15 protein-coding genes and 2 pseudogenes are annotated in these 20890 nt (G+C 43.7%); 7 read left to right on the top strand and 10 right to left on the bottom strand.

The genetic code is table 11. The annotated features are described in order from the left end of the window. Positions 1-16: 16 nt before the first annotated feature. Together PNC201_RS17095 and PNC201_RS17090 are read left to right on the top strand one after the other, a co-directional pair. Entirely contained in the window at positions 17-1156 is a 1140-nt protein-coding gene (locus PNC201_RS17095; protein WP_102057705.1) for a methionine aminotransferase, read from the top strand. After that, positions 1144-1914 (top strand): amidohydrolase, encoded by a 771-nt coding sequence (locus tag PNC201_RS17090; RefSeq protein WP_102057704.1) that lies wholly within the window; start codon positions 1144-1146, stop codon positions 1912-1914. Before PNC201_RS17095 ends, PNC201_RS17090 begins: the two co-directional genes overlap by 13 nt. Positions 1915-1990: 76 nt before the next feature. On the opposite strand, the gene PNC201_RS17085 is transcribed toward PNC201_RS17090, so the two are convergent. The 5 genes from PNC201_RS17085 to PNC201_RS17065 form a co-directional block, all read right to left on the bottom strand. After that, a complete protein-coding gene (locus PNC201_RS17085) occupies positions 1991-5293 on the bottom strand; it encodes a methyl-accepting chemotaxis protein (RefSeq protein WP_102057703.1) in 3303 nt (1100 codons plus the stop codon). Between the two features lie 142 nt (positions 5294-5435). After that, complete coding sequence (locus PNC201_RS17080; RefSeq protein WP_102057702.1) at positions 5436-8774, bottom strand: amidohydrolase family protein; 3339 nt, start codon at positions 8772-8774, stop codon at positions 5436-5438. 132 nt (positions 8775-8906) lie between these two features. After that, positions 8907-11066 carry an ATP-binding protein gene (locus PNC201_RS17075; RefSeq protein ID WP_010606851.1) on the bottom strand — a complete coding sequence of 720 codons (2160 nt, stop codon included), beginning with the start codon at positions 11064-11066 and terminating at the stop codon, positions 8907-8909. 151 nt (positions 11067-11217) lie between these two features. Continuing rightward, positions 11218-11874 (bottom strand): helix-turn-helix transcriptional regulator, encoded by a 657-nt coding sequence (locus PNC201_RS17070; protein WP_010606850.1) that lies wholly within the window; start codon positions 11872-11874, stop codon positions 11218-11220. 228 nt (positions 11875-12102) lie between these two features. After that, the gene (locus PNC201_RS17065; RefSeq protein ID WP_102057701.1) at positions 12103-12474 is read right to left on the bottom strand and encodes a histidine triad nucleotide-binding protein; all 372 of its coding nucleotides are present in this window, start codon (positions 12472-12474) and stop codon (positions 12103-12105) included. A gap of 336 nt (positions 12475-12810) precedes the next feature. Here PNC201_RS17065 and PNC201_RS17060 point away from each other — a divergent pair, with 336 nt between their 5' ends. Next, positions 12811-13419, top strand: a complete 609-nt coding sequence (locus PNC201_RS17060) for a DUF2057 domain-containing protein (protein WP_102057700.1) — start codon at positions 12811-12813, stop codon at positions 13417-13419. Positions 13420-13427: 8 nt separating this feature from the next. On the opposite strand, the gene PNC201_RS17055 is transcribed toward PNC201_RS17060, so the two are convergent. The 4 genes and pseudogenes from PNC201_RS17055 to PNC201_RS17040 form a co-directional block, all read right to left on the bottom strand. Further along, a complete protein-coding gene (locus PNC201_RS17055; RefSeq protein WP_102057699.1) occupies positions 13428-14003 on the bottom strand; it encodes a hypothetical protein in 576 nt (191 codons plus the stop codon). A gap of 271 nt (positions 14004-14274) precedes the next feature. After that, a complete protein-coding gene (locus tag PNC201_RS17050; RefSeq protein ID WP_233525188.1) occupies positions 14275-14373 on the bottom strand; it encodes a hypothetical protein in 99 nt (32 codons plus the stop codon). Positions 14374-14630: 257 nt separating this feature from the next. Beyond that, entirely contained in the window at positions 14631-15602 is a 972-nt protein-coding gene (locus tag PNC201_RS17045; RefSeq protein WP_102057698.1) for a transposase, read from the bottom strand. 117 nt (positions 15603-15719) lie between these two features. Continuing rightward, a pseudogene (locus PNC201_RS17040) lies at positions 15720-15881 on the bottom strand (tyrosine-type recombinase/integrase); the annotation flags it as partial. Between PNC201_RS17040 and PNC201_RS23740 the strand changes: the two are divergent. Next, positions 15862-16061: pseudogene (locus tag PNC201_RS23740) on the top strand (IS91 family transposase); the annotation flags it as partial. The pseudogenes PNC201_RS17040 and PNC201_RS23740 sit on opposite strands and share 20 nt — an antisense overlap. A 353-nt stretch (positions 16062-16414) precedes the next feature. Continuing rightward, positions 16415-16558 (top strand): hypothetical protein, encoded by a 144-nt coding sequence (locus PNC201_RS23295; protein WP_158299133.1) that lies wholly within the window; start codon positions 16415-16417, stop codon positions 16556-16558. Between the two features lie 382 nt (positions 16559-16940). Here PNC201_RS23295 and speE read toward each other — a convergent pair whose 3' ends face one another. Then, entirely contained in the window at positions 16941-17801 is an 861-nt protein-coding gene (gene speE, locus PNC201_RS17030) for a polyamine aminopropyltransferase (protein ID WP_102057696.1), read from the bottom strand. Positions 17802-18021: 220 nt separating this feature from the next. Here speE and speA point away from each other — a divergent pair, with 220 nt between their 5' ends. Together speA and PNC201_RS17020 are read left to right on the top strand one after the other, a co-directional pair. Beyond that, complete coding sequence (speA, locus tag PNC201_RS17025; protein ID WP_045964779.1) at positions 18022-19902, top strand: biosynthetic arginine decarboxylase; 1881 nt, start codon at positions 18022-18024, stop codon at positions 19900-19902. Between the two features lie 110 nt (positions 19903-20012). Next, positions 20013-20888, top strand: a complete 876-nt coding sequence (locus PNC201_RS17020) for an acyltransferase (RefSeq protein ID WP_010378193.1) — start codon at positions 20013-20015, stop codon at positions 20886-20888. Positions 20889-20890: the final 2 nt, after the last annotated feature.

Raw genomic sequence — 20890 nt, 5'->3', positions numbered from 1 at the left:
GAAAGAGAGTGTTGCAGTGAAAAGTAAGTTACCTCAGGTTGGAATTAGTATATTTAGCCAAATGACGGCATTAGCGAACGAGCATGGTGCGATCAACTTATCGCAAGGCTTTCCGGAGTTTGATGCACCTGATTACCTAAAATCACAACTGAGCCACTACGTTGGTGAAGGTCAAAATCAGTATTCGCCTTCTGCCGGCGTACCGAGCTTGCAAGCACAAGTTGCGGCATTAATTGAACGTCGTTATCAGGTGCGTGTTTCAGGACAAGAACAGATCACGGTGACCTCGGGTGCAACGGAAGCACTCTTCGTGGCAATTCAGGCAATAGTATCTGAAGGGGATGAAGTTATTGTATTCGATCCGGCTTACGACTCTTATGAGCCTGCAATTGAGCTTGCTGGCGGAAAAGCCGTACATATTGCATTGACTGCGCCGCATTACCAAATTGATTGGCAACAAGTCGCAGCGAGTATCAACCCAAATACCCGTGCTATTATCATCAATACACCGCATAACCCGTCGGCTAAAACGCTGAAGCCGTCAGATTTAGAGCAACTAAAACAGCTACTAAATCAGCATGACTTGTTATTGATCAGTGATGAAGTATACGAGCATATTACCTTTGATGATTTGCCTCATCTGAGCGCATTAACTGATCCAGCATTGTTTGAGCGTGCGTTTGTGATCTCTAGCTTTGGTAAAACCTTTCATAGTACAGGCTGGAAAATGGGTTACTGTGTGGCGCCAAAGCAAATGACTGTTGAGTTTAGAAAGATCCATCAATATGTAACGTTCTCAAGCTTCACTCCGGCACAACTTGCATTGACAGATATGCTTGCTGAACACCCTGAGCACGTTGATGAACTGAGTGGGTTTTATCAACAAAAACGCGATGTACTGGTTAAGGCGTTAGCGTCAAGCCGATTTACGCTATTACCAAGTGAAGGGACTTATTTTTTGCTTTTGGATTACAGTGAAATTTCTGAGCTTGATGATGTTGCCTTTTGTCGCTATCTGGTGGAAGAGGTTGGGGTTGCGGCAGTGCCACTCAGCGTTTTTTACCAACAAGCACCTGAAGACAAGGTCATACGATTGTGCTTTGCTAAGGAAAACCAGACATTAGAAGAGGCTGCAAAACGCTTATGTCAACTTTAACCGTTACCCTTGTTCAAACAGATATCCAGTGGCTTTCACCTGAGGCCAACTTTACCCATATTGAACGTTTGCTAGAAAATGTCGAGCCAAGCGATTTAATTTTGCTACCAGAAACATTTGCTACCGGGTTCGCTGTAAAAGAGCCGGATGTTGAGCGCTATGCTGATGCAGCCATCGAGTTTTTACAGCAATATGCTCAGCGCTTTGAAGCTGTTGTAGCGGGCAGCATACTGGTTCCGCAAGGAGATAAAAAGGCCAACCGTATGGTGTGGTGCCAGCCGGATGGAAAGATACTTCATTATGACAAAAGACACTTATTCTGTTTGGGTAATGAAGGCGATTTTGTCGTTGCTGGTGAGCACCGTGAAGTGTTCGAATTAAAAGGCATTAAATTCTTACCGCAGATCTGCTATGACTTACGTTTTCCAGTATTTCAGCGTAATCAGAATGATTATGAGGTTATGATTAATATTGCAAACTGGCCAGCGGCACGCCGAAATCATTGGGATACCTTACTGGCTGCTCGCGCAATCGAGAATCAGTGCTTTGTGCTTGCGGTAAATCGCGTAGGTGAAGACGGGTATGGCACTGCACATAATGGTGGTACTAAAGCGATTGATTTCAATGGTAATAGCATTGTTTCGGCAGTAGATAACCAAGCTGAGGTTATTACCGTAAAGCTAAAACTGAGCGATTTGCAGCAGTATAAAGCTAAATTTCCAGCCCACCTCGATGCGGATAAATTTACATTGGCATAATACACATTGGTACAGGCATAGCATGCCCAACTAAGAGGCTTAGTTGGGCATGCTCTAACTCGAAACTCAACTGGCCCTAAGATGCATTATATCGATGCACAAGCAATTCACCTTCTCTACCTGTGGCGCTGTAATCATTTTTTGATAAACGGAAATAGCTCAACTGGGTACGCATTTCATGGGCTTGCTCAGCCATTTGTCTCGCTGCTGCCATCGTTTCTTCGGTAATTGCAGAGTTTTCTTGAATAAGATCTGTCAGCCTTTGCACCACCAAATCCACTTCTTTAATGGCTTGCTGCTGCATTGAAGTTGACTCATTGATTTTAATGATGTTGTTATTTACATCACTCACGGCGCCAACGATTTGTTGCAGCTTTTCACCGGAACTATTGGCAAGTTCAGTCCCTTGCTCTACCTTCTGATTACTGTTTGAGATAATTTCTTTGATTTGCTTTGCAGAGGCGGCGCTACGCCCTGCCAGCTCTCGTACTTCGTTTGCAACGACTGCAAAGCCACGGCCATTTTCTCCCGCTCGTGCCGCTTCAACGGCAGCATTGAGTGCCAGCAGGTTGGTTTGAAACGCAAGTCCATCAATCACCGATACAATCTCATTAATGTCTTTACTGGCTTTGTTCACCTCAATTATTGCGGCTACGGTTTGGGCAGATAAACTGCCTCCTTCTTTGGCTATGTTTTCTGCGTTTGTTGCCAGTCCTACGGCATCACCAGATTGGTTTGAAACTTTAGTGAGTTCATCTAACATATTGCCGGTGCTGGCACTGGCTTCTTCTAAGTTTGCAGCTTGCTCTTCTGTGCGTTGGCTGATTTCAGTGTTACTCGCCGCTATTTCTCCGGCACTTTGAGCAACATAATTTGCAGCAGCTTGGATCCCTTCGATTACACTGGTGAGTTTTTTAATTGTGGTATTGGTGTCATTTTGCAAAGACTTAAACACGCCAAAATATTCACCATTTACTTGATTACTTAAGTTACCCTGAGCAACGTTGGCCAACACGCTGCTCACTTCGGAGATAGCGTCGGATACTTGTAAGGTCGAGTCATTTACATTCTCTTTAAGTTGTTGCAGTTGACCTTGTAGTGGCAACTCTATTTTTTGACTAAAGTCTCCTTCGGACATTGCGCCCATTACGCTGCCGAGCTCTTCGATGACCTGATTGAGGTTCTCGACTGAACGGTTGATATCACCTTTGAGATTATCAAGCTGGCCAGACATCGCAGATTGAATGGTGCGGTCGAATCGACCATGGCTAATAGCCATCATCACCGTAGAAATTTCCGAGATAGCAACATCAACGGCGGTCACAGAAGCATTGATATTATCTTTAAGTTGCGCGAGTTGGCCCGTTGCTGCTACGTCCACTTGTTGTTTAAAGTCGCCGTTGCTGACGCCAGCCATCACAGTGCCTATTTCTTTCATTACTCTGTCTAGGTTTGCCATGCTGGAGTTGATATCTTGTTTTAAGGTATCTAATTGGCCTGCGAGAGGGGCATCAAGTTGCGCAGAAAAGTCGCCTTGGCGTAGTGCAGACATAATCGTGCTGATACCGTCAATTGCACAGCTAAGGCTGCGAACGGAATTATTTACCGAATCTTTAAGTTGCGCTAACTTGCCTTTAGCGGGCACGGTGACTTGTTCCTTAAAGTTACCTTGCTCAATATTGGTCATCACATGAACAATACCGTTCATAGTCGAATTAATCGATGCCAAAGAATCGTTAATATTATTTTTGAGCTTGTCTAAATCGCCAGACATGGGAGCATTAAGTTTGGTATCGAAGCGACCATTAGCCATATCAATCGAAATCTCATTCAGCTCGGAAATCGCTCGACTTAACGTATTAGCACAATGGTTAGTGGCTTCTTTTAGGGTTTCTAGCTCGCCCCGACACGGTACTTTGATGCGGTCGTCAAACTTGCCCGAGGCCATTTGATTCATGACGCGATTAGCCTCTGTGATAGAAAGCTGTAAGGCATCTAGTAGTGAGTTGAATGCCTGTGCACTGTTACCTATTTCATCATGACTACGAATGGGGGCACGCAATGAAAAGTTGCCTTCTTGTTCAACTGATTTCATGGTTTCTACCAACTCGTGAACAGGTTTGGTAAGCGTTTTTGAGAACCAATAGGCGACGATCAGTACTAACACTATAGTGACCGCTAAAATAATCATCAGGTATTGAGAGAGCGAGGTGATAGAAGCAAATGCTTCCGCTTCGTCAATTTCGGCAAGCAGTGCCCAACGGGTATTAAAGACTTCCACTGGTGTATAGGCAGATAACACGGCCTCGCCGTTATAGTCCTCAATAACCTGTTGTCCAGATTGATTATTTAATGCTTGAGAGACAGCAAGCGTAGCTACCTTGCCGCGCTCAGGGTATCGAAATGAATTCACCACGGAATGATGTTGTGGATCTAAGAATGAGTCTGAACGCATCAGACCCTCAGGGCCGACTAGGTAGGTTTCACCACTTTCTCCTAAGCCTTCTCGCTCGGTCATAATGGCATTGATGGCATCAATAGATAGCTGTGCAGCTACAATTGCAACGGTTTGGCCATTCACCACGATAGGTTTGGCAATAAAACTAGCGGGTGCATTATAGGAGGGGAGGTATTGTTTGTAGTCTGCGAAAGCGCTGATTGTTGGATCCGCTGAGTCCTTCAGTTCTCGATAAAGAGAAGCTAGATTACTATTGGCATAAGGACCCGTTTCTAGTGACGTAGCAAAATCAACCTCTTTAAATACAGAATAGACAATATTTCCATTACTTGGGTCAATGATAAAGATATCGTAAAACTCATAAATGTCGGCGATGTTAAGCATATATGGATGGTAACTGCGGTGAGCAAGGTCATAACTATCTAAGTGACCGGTTTCAATAAATTTGTATTTTTCACCAACTGGGTAGGGGTTGCTGGCTAAGTAGCGGGCTTGCAGCGCAAGCCCAGACTCTGAAATGTTACCAATTAGCCTTGCTGTGCTCGTATCTTCGGGGTTTTCTTGATTGAATTTAGGTACGAACACTTCATCATAAAATCGAGATAATTTGGCATAGTTAATATCGGCCTGAGCGCTAGGAAAGCTGGTAATAAACTCTTGTGCAATCACAGGAAGTAATGGGTTTGCCGTAAAGGCATCGAGTTTATCCTCAACGGTCTTAAAGTAACGATTAACCGCGCTTTTTTTGATCTCACTAACGGCACCAAGTTGTGAATATACTTGCGCTGTCATGGCATTCGATGCGGTATTAAGTGCGATGGAAATAATTACTATCAACGGCACGAGCGCGACGATTAGAAATGCAAAAATCAGCTTTTTAGTTAAATTAAGAGAGTTAAAAAATTGCGAAAACCCAGACATAACCTAATTCCTTGTTGCTATGGAAGTACCTATAACAGCATAGAACAGTATTGATTAAGATCTAGACAAAAAATAAAAAACCCGGCTATCTAGATAGCCGGGCTTGTGAACTTAACGTTTCACGCTTCAATCGTGCTACGTATTAGTGTTTCCAATGATAGGTATGGGCCTTTTCTTCCATATACTCAGCAGTTGCTGGATGCATTTGGGTTTGTGCGCCATTTTCAAAGAAGAAAGGCTGACGTTTATTGTCATAGTTGCCGATTTCATTCATGGTGGCCGCATCGTAGATACGGCCATTGATCACGGTGTAGGCAACTTTCTCTGAATCACGGATGTTAGACAGCACATCACCATCTATGATGGCAAGATCGGCGAGTTTTCCCTGTTCGATCGTACCAAGGTCACGGTCCATACCTAGATATCTTGCACCGTCGATTGTACCGCTGCGAAGCGCCTGCCAAGGTGTAAATCCGCCTTGTGCCATAGACCATAATTCCCAATGTGCAGCTAGACCTTCACGCTGGCCGTGAGCACCAATGTGCACAGTCACACCCTTATCGCGAAGCTGTTTTGCGGTTTTGGCGACATTGATATGGTTATAGTGACGTTCAGGTGCTTTGCTTGGACGAATTGATCTTGGCTTTACCACATACTCAGGAACGAAGCTCATTAAGCGCTCGTTTTCCCACACATTAGTGTGTTGATACCAGTATTCTTCGCCAGAGATACCGCCATAGGCAACAACGAAAGTTGGCGTAAAGCCAACATTTGTTTGTCCCCACATTTGTTCGATATCAGAGTAAATATTCGGGATCGGTAGGGCATGTTCAACACCAGTATGACCATCGACTATCATGTTCATGTTGTGTTGGAATTTTGAACCACCTTCAGGCACAACCATGATTTCCATGTTCTTCGCCGCTTCCAATACTTGCTGACGTGTCTCACGGCGAGGGTGGTTGTAACTCTTCACTGAAATAGCGCCAGCGTCTTTTAGGCGTTTAACGTGGAACTCTGCGTCTTCAAGGTTACTGATTGGTGTTTTATAACCCGGCGCGTGGCCAGCATATAAAATACGTCCAACAGAATAGGTGCGTGGCGCGACCGTTAAACCCGTTCTTTGTAGTTCTGCCATAGAAAATACCTCGGCAGAGTTATTTGATGGGTCATGGATAGTCGTCACACCAAAGCTAAGATTAGAATACTGGTTCCAGTTTTGCTGTGGCTGTAGGTTATAGCTACCGTAACTGCCATGTGCGTGGGCATCGATAAGGCCTGGGATCACGGTTTTACCGCTAATATCCATTACTTTAGCTGTGCTAGGAACGTCTAGCTCACCTTGCTTACCGACTGCAACGATGCGATTCTCTTTGATTAGGATCACACCATTGTCGATGATTTCTTGTTCGTTCTCAGCGTTACGCATAGTCACTACTTTACCGCCGACTAACGCAATCATACCTTCAGGCTTATCTGCTTTTTGCTCAAAACTCAAGTCGATACCTTCAGCGGTTAGCTCGTCGGTGTTGTCAGATGCACCATCGACGAAAGCGAAAGTGTCAGTCAGTTTGCGCTGATAAAGTGTGGGACCAAATGCCCAAGTTAGCGCGCTGCTGTCCGCTTTCCAATTTAGGAAATCACCAGAGTACTTTGACACTTGCTTAACTGGGAAAGCTTTCTCACCCTTGTTAATGGATAAGGTCTTACCTGTACTGGTAAAAGGTGCAACAAACGTATTGAAATGCTCGATAAATGCAACATATTGGCCATTTGGAGAGACCTTAAAGTCAAAGACGTAATCACCTTTGAAGTGGCTACGTTCTTCTTGACCATTGAGGTTAACACTTTTTAGTTCGCGATGTGTTTCATCACTCATGGTGGAGAAGTAAATGCGCTCAGAGTCGGCTCCAAAGTGCGGATTGTCGCCGCGTTTAATGATGCGTTTTGCTTCACCGCCGTTGGCATTAACTAGATAAATCCCTGGATGCATTGACCAGTCACCGCTTAGCAAGTAGCCACCAGTTACCTTTTTAAATAGCACGTTTTTGCCATTTGGTGAAAAGCTAGGTGAGATATAGTGACCAGGTTCTTGGGTGATCACTTTACCTTTACCACCGTTTGCAGACACAACACGTATTGCGCCTAAGTCTTTATCACTCCAAGTTGTGTAAACGATAGACTTGCCATCGCGAGAGTAGCTTGGGTAGAACTCAAAGTGGTCGGTTTGCTTAGTGAGGCGTTTTACTTTGCCTGACGCAATGTCTTTTACGTAAAGGTAGCCAAGCGCTTGGAATAGTGCAGTTTCACCATCAGGAGAAATTTGAGACCAGCGTGCAAGTTTGACTTTAAAAGTGTCAGGCGCGACATCTACCGCAAAGCGTAGCGCCGGTGTGATTTGTTTTTCAGCGACAACGCGAGTAGGGATGACGTTGACCTCGTGCGATGCGATATTGACGCGGTTGAATACCCCTTTCGCCCAAAAAACGAGGGATTTACCATCCGGCGTGTAAGCAAAAGAAGGTGTGTTACCATGTGCGCCATTGGCTTCTTGTAAATCGCGATCAAGGCCGGCATAAACACGAGTTTCGACGCCAGAGTGTAAATCTTTAATATATAAGGAACCGATCATTTCGTTGCCGTTATCTTCGCGTTTAACAAACGCAATAGATTTACCATCAGGACTGACGGTTGGACGAATAGCACCGCCAGCACCACGGATCACTGTCTCTTCTTCACCGGTTGCTAAATCCCAACTACGAATTTCGAATACAGCGTCGAGCGAGTTTTTGTTATATTCCCAGCGCACGCCAGAGGTCGCATCAACTGAGTAATAGATTTTCTTGCCATCGTGAGAAAAAGCGGGCTCTGCAACGTTCTTTTGCGATTTTGCACCATGTAGACGCTCGCGAACCAACACGCCTTTACCGCCGCTGATGTGATACATACGAATAGAGCCACCTGGAATGGTACGCCCCGTTACTTGACCTTGTTTAACTGCAATGTATTGACCATCAGGCGACCATGCAGGGTTGTGAACAATATTATTCACTTCTTTTGATACCTGACGCAGGTTTTTGCCATCTACGTCCATCACCCACAGGTTATCGCCACCTGCGCGATCGGAGATAAATGCGATGTGCTTGCCATCAGGCGAAAACTTAGGTTGAATGTTCCAGCCCATGTCGGATGTTAAGGCTGTTGCTTTACCACCGCCAATTGGCATGATGTAAAGGTCGCCAAGCATATCAAAGACGATGCTTTTACCATCAGGGCTAACATCTAAGTTACTCCATGTGGTTTCGTTGGTATCGATGGTGATGGTTTGCTTTTCACCTGGTGGGTTGAGCACATCCCAGCCTTTGGTTGACTTCTCTTCTTTTTGCGTGGCTGTAACGGCATCATCAGCGCTGGCTGGCTGAGCCAAACCAATCACAGCAGCACCAATAGCAATGGCTAATGGTGATTTAAAAAATGACATAGATGTTCCCTTAATTTTATAGTTATTGCCCAAGGCGAGCAGTTTGCCTCGGTTAAATTAGCGTTAATGTATATGCTTACTAAGCATGAACAAGTTTTATTATGATGTCGAACAACATGCGTTTAATGACGCTTAACCTATCGCCTCTTTACGAACAAAGTGGAGATATGCAGCGAGACTGTCTTGCCATAGCGTCATGGCTTCTGTGAGTTCATCATGGCAGGATTTGCCATCCAATAAGCGGCGCTCTGCTTTTTTCAAATTTGAACCATAGCGGTTAAACCCGAGTTGTAACGCGGTGCTGGCTTGACGATGAAGCTGTCTAATACATTGATCTTCGTCTTGCTCTAATAGCTGCTGAATATGGATGAGTTTATTACGAGCCGACAACACAAACTCGTTGTAAATCGAAGAGACTTCATCTTCACTAAATCCAGACTTTAGGGCATTTACAGCCGTTTCATCGTATAGGATATCGGGCAACTCGACGCTGACATTGGCTTTTTTGGGAGACTGAGACTCGCTAAGCGCTTGGCGTAATTTCTCTTGCTTTATCGGTTTGCCAACAATATCGCGAATGCCGAGTGCCAAGTATTCTTTTACCTCATCTGGACTGAGGCTAGCAGTAAAGGCTAGGAAAGGGGTTCGTTTGTTTTTATGCTCACAATTTTGTAGCTGCTTTAATACTTCTTGCCCGGAAAGATCGGGTAAGTTCATGTCTAACAACACCACATCGAAATGGTGCTGTATTAGCATCTCGATGGCGCTTTTACCATTGGTTGCCAATTTAACCTTATGCTCATCTTCTGCCATAAACTCAATAGCGATTTTTTGGTTGAGATCCAGGTCTTCTACCAACAGTACTTTCAGACCGGTGATACAGTTATCGTGCTGCGGGCGCTGCTCTACTAAGCTCAGTTCACCAATGTTTAGTAGTAAATCAAAACTGAATGTACTGCCTTTGTTAAGCTCGCTTTGAATATCTAGCTGCGAATTCAGACGGTTGAGTAGGCGACTGGTAATGGCAAGCCCCAAGCCCGTACCACCCTTAACTTTACCTGCACTACTTTGTACGTATGGCTCGGTCAGCTTATTAATATCTTCACTATCAATACCTGGCCCTGAGTCCGTGATACTAAAGCGCACTTTATGCTCAATTTGTTGGTCTTTTAAAATCTCAACTTTGAGCTTTACTTCCCCTTTGTCGGTGAACTTAATGGCATTACCAACAAGGTTAATAAGAATTTGCCTCAGCTTTTGTTGGTCAAAGTAATAGCACACCTGATCGGGCAGTTCGTACACCAGTTCAAAGTGTAGTCTCTTTTGCTCTGCAAGCGGGCTGAGCAATAAGCAAAGGTTTTGTAGCCAACTTCTAAGCTCAACATCCTCTTCGTACAAGGCTTCATCACTTTGCTCCAAACTGGCGTAGTCTAGTACTTTATCAATCAGTAAATTTAGCGACTCTGCAGAGTTTACGATAGCCTCACAGTAGGCCTTGTTGCGACTATCTCTGGTGCGTCCCAATACAAGTTGGGCGCTGCCCAAGATACCGTTAAGCGGAGTTCGTATCTCATGACTGATCGTTGATAAAAACATACCGCGCAGCTCAAGGTCTTGTTGTGCCTTTAATGCAAGTTTATTAAGGTTTTGTTCTCTTTGCTCGTTACATAACAGCGCCATGCCGGTGGCATAAAAAATAGGAGCAAGGACGCCATTGAAGAAAATAGTGATGGTAAACCAGTTCTCTTTGAAAAGCGTGAAATGCGTCACTTCTCCCATTAATAGGGTTCTGCCGGTAAATATCACCAATATAATAAGTAGAATGGTGATATAGACTATGCTGCCGTTAGGGTATTTATTTCGTGCAAAGCGGATAAAGAAATAGAGCAGGAGTGTCGCTTCAACTAAGTGTTGTAAGTCTGAGATAAGGATCCTGTCTCTCAGGCTAGGAGAGAAAATACTGCTGTACATCAACAAGATGAAAAGCCCTGCTGTAACGCCGAGAAACACTTTAAAGGATGGGCCTTTAACCCCTAAAAACTGCCTTATCGCCATACAGTGGATGATGGAGGCCGTGAATAGCAAGGTATTAGCAATGGGAATGGTTTCCCAATTGTCAAAATAGCCGTGTAGTGCAAAGGAAGAAATCGCACAAAGCAAAACCAGAGGGTAAAAAATATAGAGCAGCGTTCCGGGAGTGCTTTTATTCGCTCGCCACGTTAAAAAGGTAAGGAGTGCCATCATTGCCGTCATGACGAGGCTGGTTAGGTAGAGGGTTTTTGGGTCGAGCATTTACCTAAAACTGCTTTTTGTTGCGAAAAAACTTAGCATAGAGGTATTCGTTGAGGCAGTAAAGCCCGTATGAAACAGAAGCTTCGATATCACGATGTCAGCGCTGTCTTCCCCCGCCGACTTGCGTCAGCAGGTTAAAGACATATGAAGCTTAGCGAATTTCGTCAGGAATATTCTGCTGAGCCCATGAAAGGAGTTCGATACGGTTACGACATTTGGTCTTACGAAATGCACTGTACAGATGCGTTTTCACCGTATGTGGACTGATATTTAGCTCTTCAGCGATCTCTTTGTTTTTCGCGCCTTTACTCATTAGCGCGATAATTGCTTTTTCTCGCTTAGTGAGCTTAACAGGTTCGATATCACCTTCGGTTAGTTTATGTAATGCATCCTTATTGAATTGCAACATGCGATTTAACACATTACACATCACGTCACGGCGATACCACAGTTGATCTTCAAGCAACAAACGGATCCCTTTCATTAGCACGTCGGCGTTGTCTGTCGTGTAAAATACACCACGAATACCGCTTAGCAGCGCACGATTGGCAAGCTCCGGGTTTTCATCTAAGTTGAATAGCACGATATCGCATTTAACTTTGAGGTTGACTAGTTGTTCTTTTAATTGACCCCAAGAATCGTTCACTGCGGTTTCGATGAAAAGTAATCGAGTGCCTTCAGGCACATCTGAGATATCAGTTCCGATAGTAACATCCAACCCTTGGGTTTTTAACAAAGGTTGTAACACATTGATACCAATGGTGTTAACCGGTTCTTTATCTAATAACAAAAAAGCACTACTGCTCATTTTTGGACACACTCTAATTTTTCCGATTTCTCAATGCTAACATGGGATTCAGACCTTTTGTATTAGAATTTTTAGTACAAGATAGAGAAATCCGCTATATAACAAAGTGAAATAATAAATCGAAATTATGTACAGAATATGTATTTAAATGTAATTTGTTGAAATAAGTAAGCTTTTAACAATTGCTGTTAATAACTTACTTATTTACATTGCTTAACAGAGAATAATCTAAACTGGTACTTTTTTCGTATTTTGATAAGGCGGCCAGCCCATTTCTTTTCCAGCTAATACATGTAGGTGAAGGTGATAGACAGTTTGACCACCATGATCATTACAGTTCATCACCACGCGATATCCATCTTCCGCAAAGCCGTGCTCTTTCGCTAATTTGGCGGCAACAACATATAAATGACCAACAAGGTGAGCATTTTCTTCCGTTACGTCGTTGATGGTCGCAATTGCTGTTTTAGGAATAATTAAGACGTGAAATGGCGCTTGTGGATTAATGTCTCTAAACGCGAGTGCTTGTTCATCTTCGTAAATGATGTCTGCTGGGATCTCTCGATTAATAATTTTGGTAAAAATAGTTTCTGAACTCATGGTCCTTCCTTATCTGGCATATTGAATTGCTCTAGCATAGCTAACTCTCAAGGAGACTCAATAGATTTAATGCGTTATCCCACTGCACATCAATTAAAAGGGTAGAGATATACGCAGGTATGCAGTAATCTCATGAAAGTAATACCAATTGAATTAATTCTTCAATCAATTTGAAGGGTGAAATATCATATTAGCTTCGTTAAAAATTTCTCATTTAGAACAACTAAATAGCAAAATTTTTGCCTTGCTACTAAAGCTATTTCCCCGCTTCAAAATAGCTCATTTACTTAATACAATTGGTATAAAATGATTTGGTACTCACGAAGGAGTGAATAGATGCGCTTAAAATATACGCTTGCGACCGCTGTTTTACTGTTGTCACCGCTTTCACAGGCTGCGTTGCTAAGTTTTCCTGAAGAAATTATTCCCTTGCAAGTTGATGATAAAACCATTGAACACTCATTCTTCTCCAAAGTACGAGAGCTGGACTTAGCAAAAGGGGAGTATGCGGTCAAAATGCGTTATACCGATTTGTATGAAGTGGGCTATGACGACCACGAAACCATAGAGTCGAAGCCATTTTGGGCAAAAATAAGTATCGATCAAGACGGCGAGTATCAGGTTGAATTTAACCGACCTGACAATGTGGTTGCGGCAAAGGCATTTGCAGATCAGCCGTTGATTATGTTGCAAGCACCCAATGAATCGTTAGCGACAACACTGGTGGTGACGCAAGAAAGACCAAGAGTAGCGACAGCGATAGCAAGTGAGCCATCAACACCCACTGCACCACGTTATTCAACGCCAAGCACTGCCACAAGAGCCGTAACGCCAGCGGCGCCTAAGTCAGCACACCCAGATGTGGTTGGCATGTTGGACTATTGGTGGCATCAAGCAACCCCAGAACAAAAACGGTTGTTTTTAGAAAAAATAAAGGGCAATTAAGCCCTTTATCAATGCGTTGTTAGGTTTTGTTTCATCGTTATAATTTTGCTACGGCAAAAGTTCTTATGGTCAAGCAACCATGACGTGGGTGAATCATCTAAGATTACTTCGGGAGTTAATATAACAAACTCTTTGTGGTGGGAGTTTTCTACCATATTAAGAACGGCTTTGCTCTCCCCTTGCAATGCTTCGATATACATACGACTTTTAAACGTTTCTAAGCGTTCGAATTTGGAGAAAAACGCATAAACTGCAGCGCGCGTATCGGAAATGTCATAGTCGATGAGGTCTTGACATATCTTGATGGATTCTTCTGCTATCTTTTTCTCAGTCAATGAGACTTTTTCAGAGAGCCTAATCAGTTCCTCAGTTTTAGAAATGTTTGGATTGGCGATGAGTTGCTTTGCTAATTTATATGTGATTTTGGCGTGATTAGGGCTCATCTGATCCACTGAAGTTATATGGCCTGAATTGAATATGAGCTCTTCTTTGGTTGGCGCTGGGCTTTCCACTTGAGGTTTGCTGTGAGCGGCTGGCGTGATCAAGGCAAACGAAAGTATGAATGTTCTTAGTCCTATCTGCATATTAAATCTCCCTTTTAAATTAGAAGATAAATATAGCTTTGCGGAGCAAGGAAATAAAATTACTGAGGAGCAAAATATGCTCCTCGGCAGTGCGTTACTTTTCGAAAGCACGCTTCATAAAGTTAGGTGTCGTTAATGCCCCCTTATGAATACTTGTGTTGTAGTGATGAAAACAAGAAAAACAAGTGACACCTATCGCTATTAACACCACAGCTGAGGAGATGAAGTAAAAAAGTATGAAAGCACTTCCATTGCAAGTTAGTGTTGGGTGTCAGCGATTTACAAGATTAGGACACAAATCCTGTTTAATTATTTGCTTATACAGAAAAGATAATGCATTTAACGCTGTCGCTTGTGTTTTAGGCGACACATTACGTTTAAGTACAAGGTAGTCGAGATATTCGACAACCTAGGAAAATAAGCGACACCCATCACTATTAACATCAAAGTTGAGGAAGTGAAGTAAAAAAGCATGTAAACACTCCAATAATTTTGGTCAAAAACGTTTATCGATAGGTTATTTTTTAGCGCTCAAGCGTATCTCTACACTAAAACTGGGTTATCGCGCACGACAACGCGCTGCAAATACAACAGTAAGAAATTCTAGAATTGAGAATGTGAGTTTTGCTAAGCCAACAAGCGCTCGCAGTTTGTTAGGTTTGTCCGTCGTCGTTTTTGCAGTGTTTCGCAGTAAGCGGTTATTGTTCGCTCTCGACCAACGGCACCGTGAAATACCCGAGAAAACTGCGTAGTGAGTTTTATCCAGTTCTCAGGCTCTATATTGAGTCGAGTGAGTATGGGTTGTGACTCAAAAATATAGCCTCGTTTGTCGGCGCGAATACATTGGCCTGTGAGTTCAACCAATTCGATATAAGACTTGAGCTCAAAAGGCAGGCCTTTAGGCATACGTTTTCGTGGGCTGCCAGCAAAACGTAGTAGACTTTTTGGTTGATTACCCCGTTTAGCGTGGTCGATGCGCTTTTTGATGCTGGTGTGGTCTGAGGTTTCAGGCGTTGCGGCGATTTTGGCTCTAATGGGGTTTAAGTCTACGTAAGCGAGACAAGCAGCCAGTGCGGCTTCATCCAGTAATGCTTGGGATTTAAATCTTCCTTCCCAAAATCGACCTGCGCAATTATCTTCTTTATTTGCTCGGCGGGCGATATCTTCGTTGAGTACTCGCATAAACCAGCTAATGTCTGCGAGCCTTTCTCTGTATTTGGCGACATGCTCATTGAGTATCAACTGCTCCGACTCATTGAGTGGCTCACCTTCAGTAAACTTTTGGCTTATCCAATTGCCCTTAAACAACTTGTGCCACCGTATTACAATCGCTTTATCCGACAGGCGCTTAGCTTTTTTATCATCAACATATAAAACAATGTGAGTGTGATTACTCATCACCGCATAAGCACAGACATCAATACAAAACACAGACCCCAACATCAATAGCTTTTCTTCAGCCCAATCACGACGGTGTTCGTATGATTTTCCGGTAAATTTATCTTCACCGCACAGAAACGCACGCCTTACGCAACGGGAGATACAGTGGTAGTATTTGGTGTCGGTTAAACTGATTTGTCTTTTACGGGCAGTTGCCATAGTTTGGTTTCCTCAATCCTTTGAGTGCAGAATTAAAGCGTAGGCGGTATATTTGGAAGGTGCAAATTAGTGGTGGGTGTCAGCGATTTACACCTCAGCGATTTACACCAAAACAAGCTAGAAAATTTTGCTCAAAGGGCTAACAACACCGTTTGCGCCTTGCTGTAAAACATGAGTATATATTTGCGTTGTCTTCACATCGGAATGACCAAGTTGAGCTTGCACGGTTCTAATATCTGCACCACTTTGTAGTAAATGAGTAGCTAATGCATGTCGCAAGCGAAAGTTAGCATTAATAAAGTCACAAGAATCACACACAGGTGAAGTTGAGAAGGCGAAGACAGAAAACGTGACGCTGATACAGCATTGGCCTTGCAGCATTGTCGAGCAGGTATCTTGCGGCTAATTGGCGCATTCAAGTTAGATGCAACAACGACCAAAGTAGACCGAACGAGTTAGCAGCTCGATAGCTGCTCAAAATCAATTAGTTAACCTGCTTAATTGCTCAGGCTAGCTGCCTCTGTACGAGTAAAAAATATAATTGCTTATTAAGGCAAATTTAGGTGTAATGAATACATAATAAGCGCTGAGCAATGCAGGGAAAGCTTACATAACACTAGCTAGGAAAGTGAGAGCCTCCAAAAAGCCTATTTTTTCTAAGTAAGCTATAGCATAAACAACACCAACTCTGTCACACCGAGCAGGTAGCGGCTCAGTCCAACAAGTGATTATGCAACACAAACTGCGTGTCGCATAAATACTAAAATGTTAAGGCTAAGTAACTTCGCGTGCGGTTGTTTTAAGGAAGATTTATGATTAATGAAATTAAAAATTGGTGGAGCTCAGTACCAAAAGCCCAGAAAACGGGCCTGATTGTGTTAGCGGCATTTGTTGCGGCAGCTCTTATCATGAGTTTTGGAGTAATTATTGGCTCATCTCTGGGCAAGGCGCTCTAAAGTTGTTGCCTTTGCAAAAAGATATATTTGAGCAGTTATGGCAAAACGAGCTACCAATGTCGTTGTTAGGTCTGAAACATGTGTCATCAAGCGAGCGAAGTAGTCATAACAAGGTCAGGCACAGCGACGGCTTTTCTGTTGCGGCTTCACCTTCACTACAAAGCCGCGCGTGCTGGCGGCGCTAGCCCATAGAAATTTTTATGCGAAAGTCATCTAATACAGCCGGCGACCGAAAACGTTTTTGTCCAAAAACGAGCTAGAGCGAACGTCTGTTGTTCGCTCATAACTTCAGGTCAGGTGAAATATTAACCGAACCATCAAGGCTGTAGGAGCAGATATGAGCTACTACACTTTAACAATTAAGTTTATGTTTTGATTCGGTCTACTTTTCGAAAGCACGCTTCATAAAGTTAGGTGTTGCTAATGCTCCTTTATGAATACCTGTGTTGTAGTACTCAGTATCAAATGTTGCGTTATCAACATCTTGCTCGCGGAATCCGGCAAACTTTTCATCTTTACGCGCCATCGTTGCTGACCACAGACCGCTTGGGTAGATCGGCTGTGGGAAAGGCAGGGTTTGCAGATCAACAAAGCCTACTTCCAACATTGCATCGCGCATTTCTAGTAGCAACGGCATGTGCATCAGTGGTGATTCACTTTGCTGGATCATGATACCACCAGTGCGAAGCGCTGCTAAACAGCTCTTGTAGAATGCGTGGTTGAATAAACCTTCACCAGGGCCTACAGGATCGGTGCCATCAACGATGATAACGTCGATAGACTCTGCTTCGGCTTCACGCATAAATTTGATGCCATCATCAAACATTACAGTTGCGCGAGGATCGTTATTAGACTCACAAAGCTCAGGGAAGTATTTCAAAGACATTTGCGTCACAACTTCGTCGATATCAATCTGAGTTACTTTTTCAACGCCAGGGTGCTTTAATACTTCACGCAATGTGCCACAGTCGCCGCCGCCAATGATCACAACATTTGTAGGTGCTGGGTGCGAGAATAGCGCCGGGTGACTCATCATTTCGTGATAGAAAAAGTTTTCACGCGTGCTCACCATAGTGCAACCGTCAATGATCATCAGGTTACCAAAATCCGTCGTTTCAAACATTTCTACTTTTTGAAAAGGTGATTGGATTTCGTCTAATTTTTTGTTGACTCTAAGTGAAAAAGCGCTGCCATCGCGGTCGCTAATTTCTGTAAACCAACGGTTTGCTTCTAAGTTTGCCATGATTGTGTTCACACTTGATAAAAATTAAGGCAATTCTGCCAGTGCTTGCGCCTTTGCTCAATCAATTTTAGTCAACATTTTGTACTTTGCCTCATATTAGTTCTAATCAACCATGGCCGATTTATAAGGTTTGTAAGCTAATGAAAACGCAACTTTAGGTCGCATTGACTTGCCTCGCGTATTAGAATGAAGCTTTATAAAGAATTAATTGAGAGCAGCAATGACTTGGGGTCTGCAAACAGCACGTTCTATCTATAACGTTACTCACTGGAGTGACGGCTATTTTGATATCAATGAACAGGGCCAGTTAGTGGCGTTTCCTGATGGTGATCGCACTAAGCCACCAATTCTTCTTTCAGAGTTAACTGAGCAATTTAAAGCGCAGGGGCTAACTTTGCCGGTTTTGGTACGTTTTACCGACATTTTAAAACATCGTGTCGATACCTTGACTCAAGCATTTACTGCCGCACGAACTCAACGTGATTACCAAGGCCAGTACACCTGTGTTTACCCAATAAAAGTGAATCAGCAGCGCTCGGTTGTCAGTAAGTTATTGGCTCACCCGAGCGGTCTTGTTGGTCTTGAAGCCGGTTCTAAGCCTGAGTTGATGGCAATTTTGGGTGTGGCACACCAACCTATTACCATTGTCTGTAACGGCTACAAAGACAGTGAGTTCTTGCGCTTAGCTTGCATTGGTCAAGCGATGGGCCATCAAGTAAACATAGTCGTTGAAAAGCTCTCTGAACTGGATACCTTATTACAGGAAATCGACGATTTAGGCATTGAACCGTCGATTGGTATTCGTATTCGTCTTAATTCAGTTGGTAAGGGCAAGTGGCAAAATACCGGTGGTGAAAAAGGCAAGTTTGGTCTTACTGCTAGCCAAGTGCTGCAAGCGGTTGAGCTACTTAAGTCGCATAATCGTTTGCACTTAATGCAGTTGGTACACTTCCATATCGGCTCGCAAGTTGCCAATATTCGCGATATTCAACGTGCGCTTAAAGAGTGTGCGCGTCACTATGCTGAGCTATACCAACTAGGTGTTCCGCTGCGTATCGTTGATGTTGGCGGTGGCCTCGGAGTGGACTACGAAGGCTCAGGTTCTCGTAGTTCATGCTCTATGAATTATACGGTGGCGGAATACGCGAAAAATGTGGTGCATGCTTTTCATGATATTGCGGAGCTTAATAACATTCCGCATCCGGATATTATTACTGAATCTGGCCGAGCATTAACTGCCCATCACGCGATGCTGATCACGGATGTGATTGACGTAGAAAAAGCGCCAAATCAAGTCGAACCGGTGCAACCACTAGATACCAGCCCATTGGTGTTGCAAGAGTTATGGCATTCGTTGTCACAACTAACCCCTCGCATGGCTTTAGAAACTTATCATGACGCTATGCATTTGTTCAGCGACGCACACGACCAATACGTGCATGGTTTGATCAGCATGCAAGAGTGGGCGCAGCTTGAACAGCTATACTTCACGACACTTCATAAAGTGCGTGAGTGCTTAAATGAGAATGCGAGAGCACACCGAGAAGTACTAGACGACCTCAATGAAAAGCTGGCAGATAAACTGTTTGTGAACTTCTCGTTGTTCCAATCACTGCCGGATGTGTGGGGTATTGACCAGCTATTTCCGGTGATGCCTATCGACAAGCTCAATCAGCCGTTGACGCAAAGAGCGATTATTCAGGACATTACCTGTGATTCGGACGGTCAAATCAACAGTTATGTTGAGGGCGCGGGTATCGAGTCAAGTTTACCCATTCCTGAGTATGTGCCGGGAGAGCAATATCACGTTGCGATGTTCTTGGTGGGAGCCTATCAAGAAATATTGGGTGATTTACATAACTTATTTGGTGACACAGACTCAGTACACGTTGAGCTTTGTGATGAGGGTTATAAACTCACTAATGCCATCAAGGGCGACAGTGTTGAAGATGTACTGCGCTTTGTTCATTATGACAAAGCGGTACTATCTGAGAACTATGCACAGCAAGTCGCGGCGTTGTCGTTGCCAGAGTCAATTAAAGCTCAGTATTTACAAGAGTTAAACGCCGGACTTGAAGGTTATACTTACTTCGAAGATTGATTTCTAGATAGTGAAATGGAATAAATTATAGCCGACCAACTGGTCGGCTTAATTGTGTGTGACTTTCAAGGTATGATACAGCTCTGCCGTAAAACACGATGAGGGAATGAATGTCGTTTATTCGTAAAGTGATCAGCATCTTGCTGTACGCCGTTAACACTATATTTTGGTTTATACCGATCTTTATTTGTGGCTTGATTAAGCTACTGCCCATCCCACCATTGCAAAAAGCCATGAGCTATATTGCTAAAGCGTGCGCAAGTAACTGGGTCGCGTGTAATTCAGTGAGCCAAAACCTCATTGCGCCGTATACGCTCAATGTTAGCGGATTAGATGAGCTTAAACGCAAAGACTGGTACTTGGTTATTGCCAACCACCAAAGTTGGGTGGATATCTTAGTGTTGCAGCGAGTGCTTCATGGCAAAATCCCGTTTTTGAATTTCTTTTTGAAAAAAGAGCTGCTTTACGTACCCGTGCTAGGTCTTGCTTGGTGGGCGCTCGATTTTCCTTTTATGACGCGAACCAGCAAGTCGCAATTAAAGAAAAACCCTAAATTGCGTGGTAAGGACATAGAAACGACGCGAAAAGCATGCGAAAAGTTTAAAACAATGCCTGTGAGTATTGTAAACTTCGTTGAGGGTACGCGTTACACCGAGTCCAAGCATAGTAAGCAGAAAAGCCCATTCACACACCTGCTTAAACCAAAAGCGGGAGGCATCGCGTTTGTGATGCAAGCCATGGGTGAGCAAATCAGCAAAGTGGTGAATGTCACCATCCATTATCCCGGTGGTGTACCAACTTTTGCAGACTTTATCGCTGGTAAAGTGAAGTCAGTAGATGTTCAGGTGGAAGTAATGCCGGTCAGTGCAAACTTGGTCGGCGACTACACGAATGATCCCGAATTTAGAGTGCGTTTCCAATCCGAATTAAACGCCTTGTGGCAAGCCAAAGACGCACAACTTGTGGAGCTTGCCGATAAAAAGTAGTA

Source organism: Pseudoalteromonas sp. NC201, from assembly GCF_002850255.1.
GTDB lineage: Bacteria > Pseudomonadota > Gammaproteobacteria > Enterobacterales > Alteromonadaceae > Pseudoalteromonas.
This window is presented reverse-complemented; position numbering and strand designations above follow the sequence as displayed.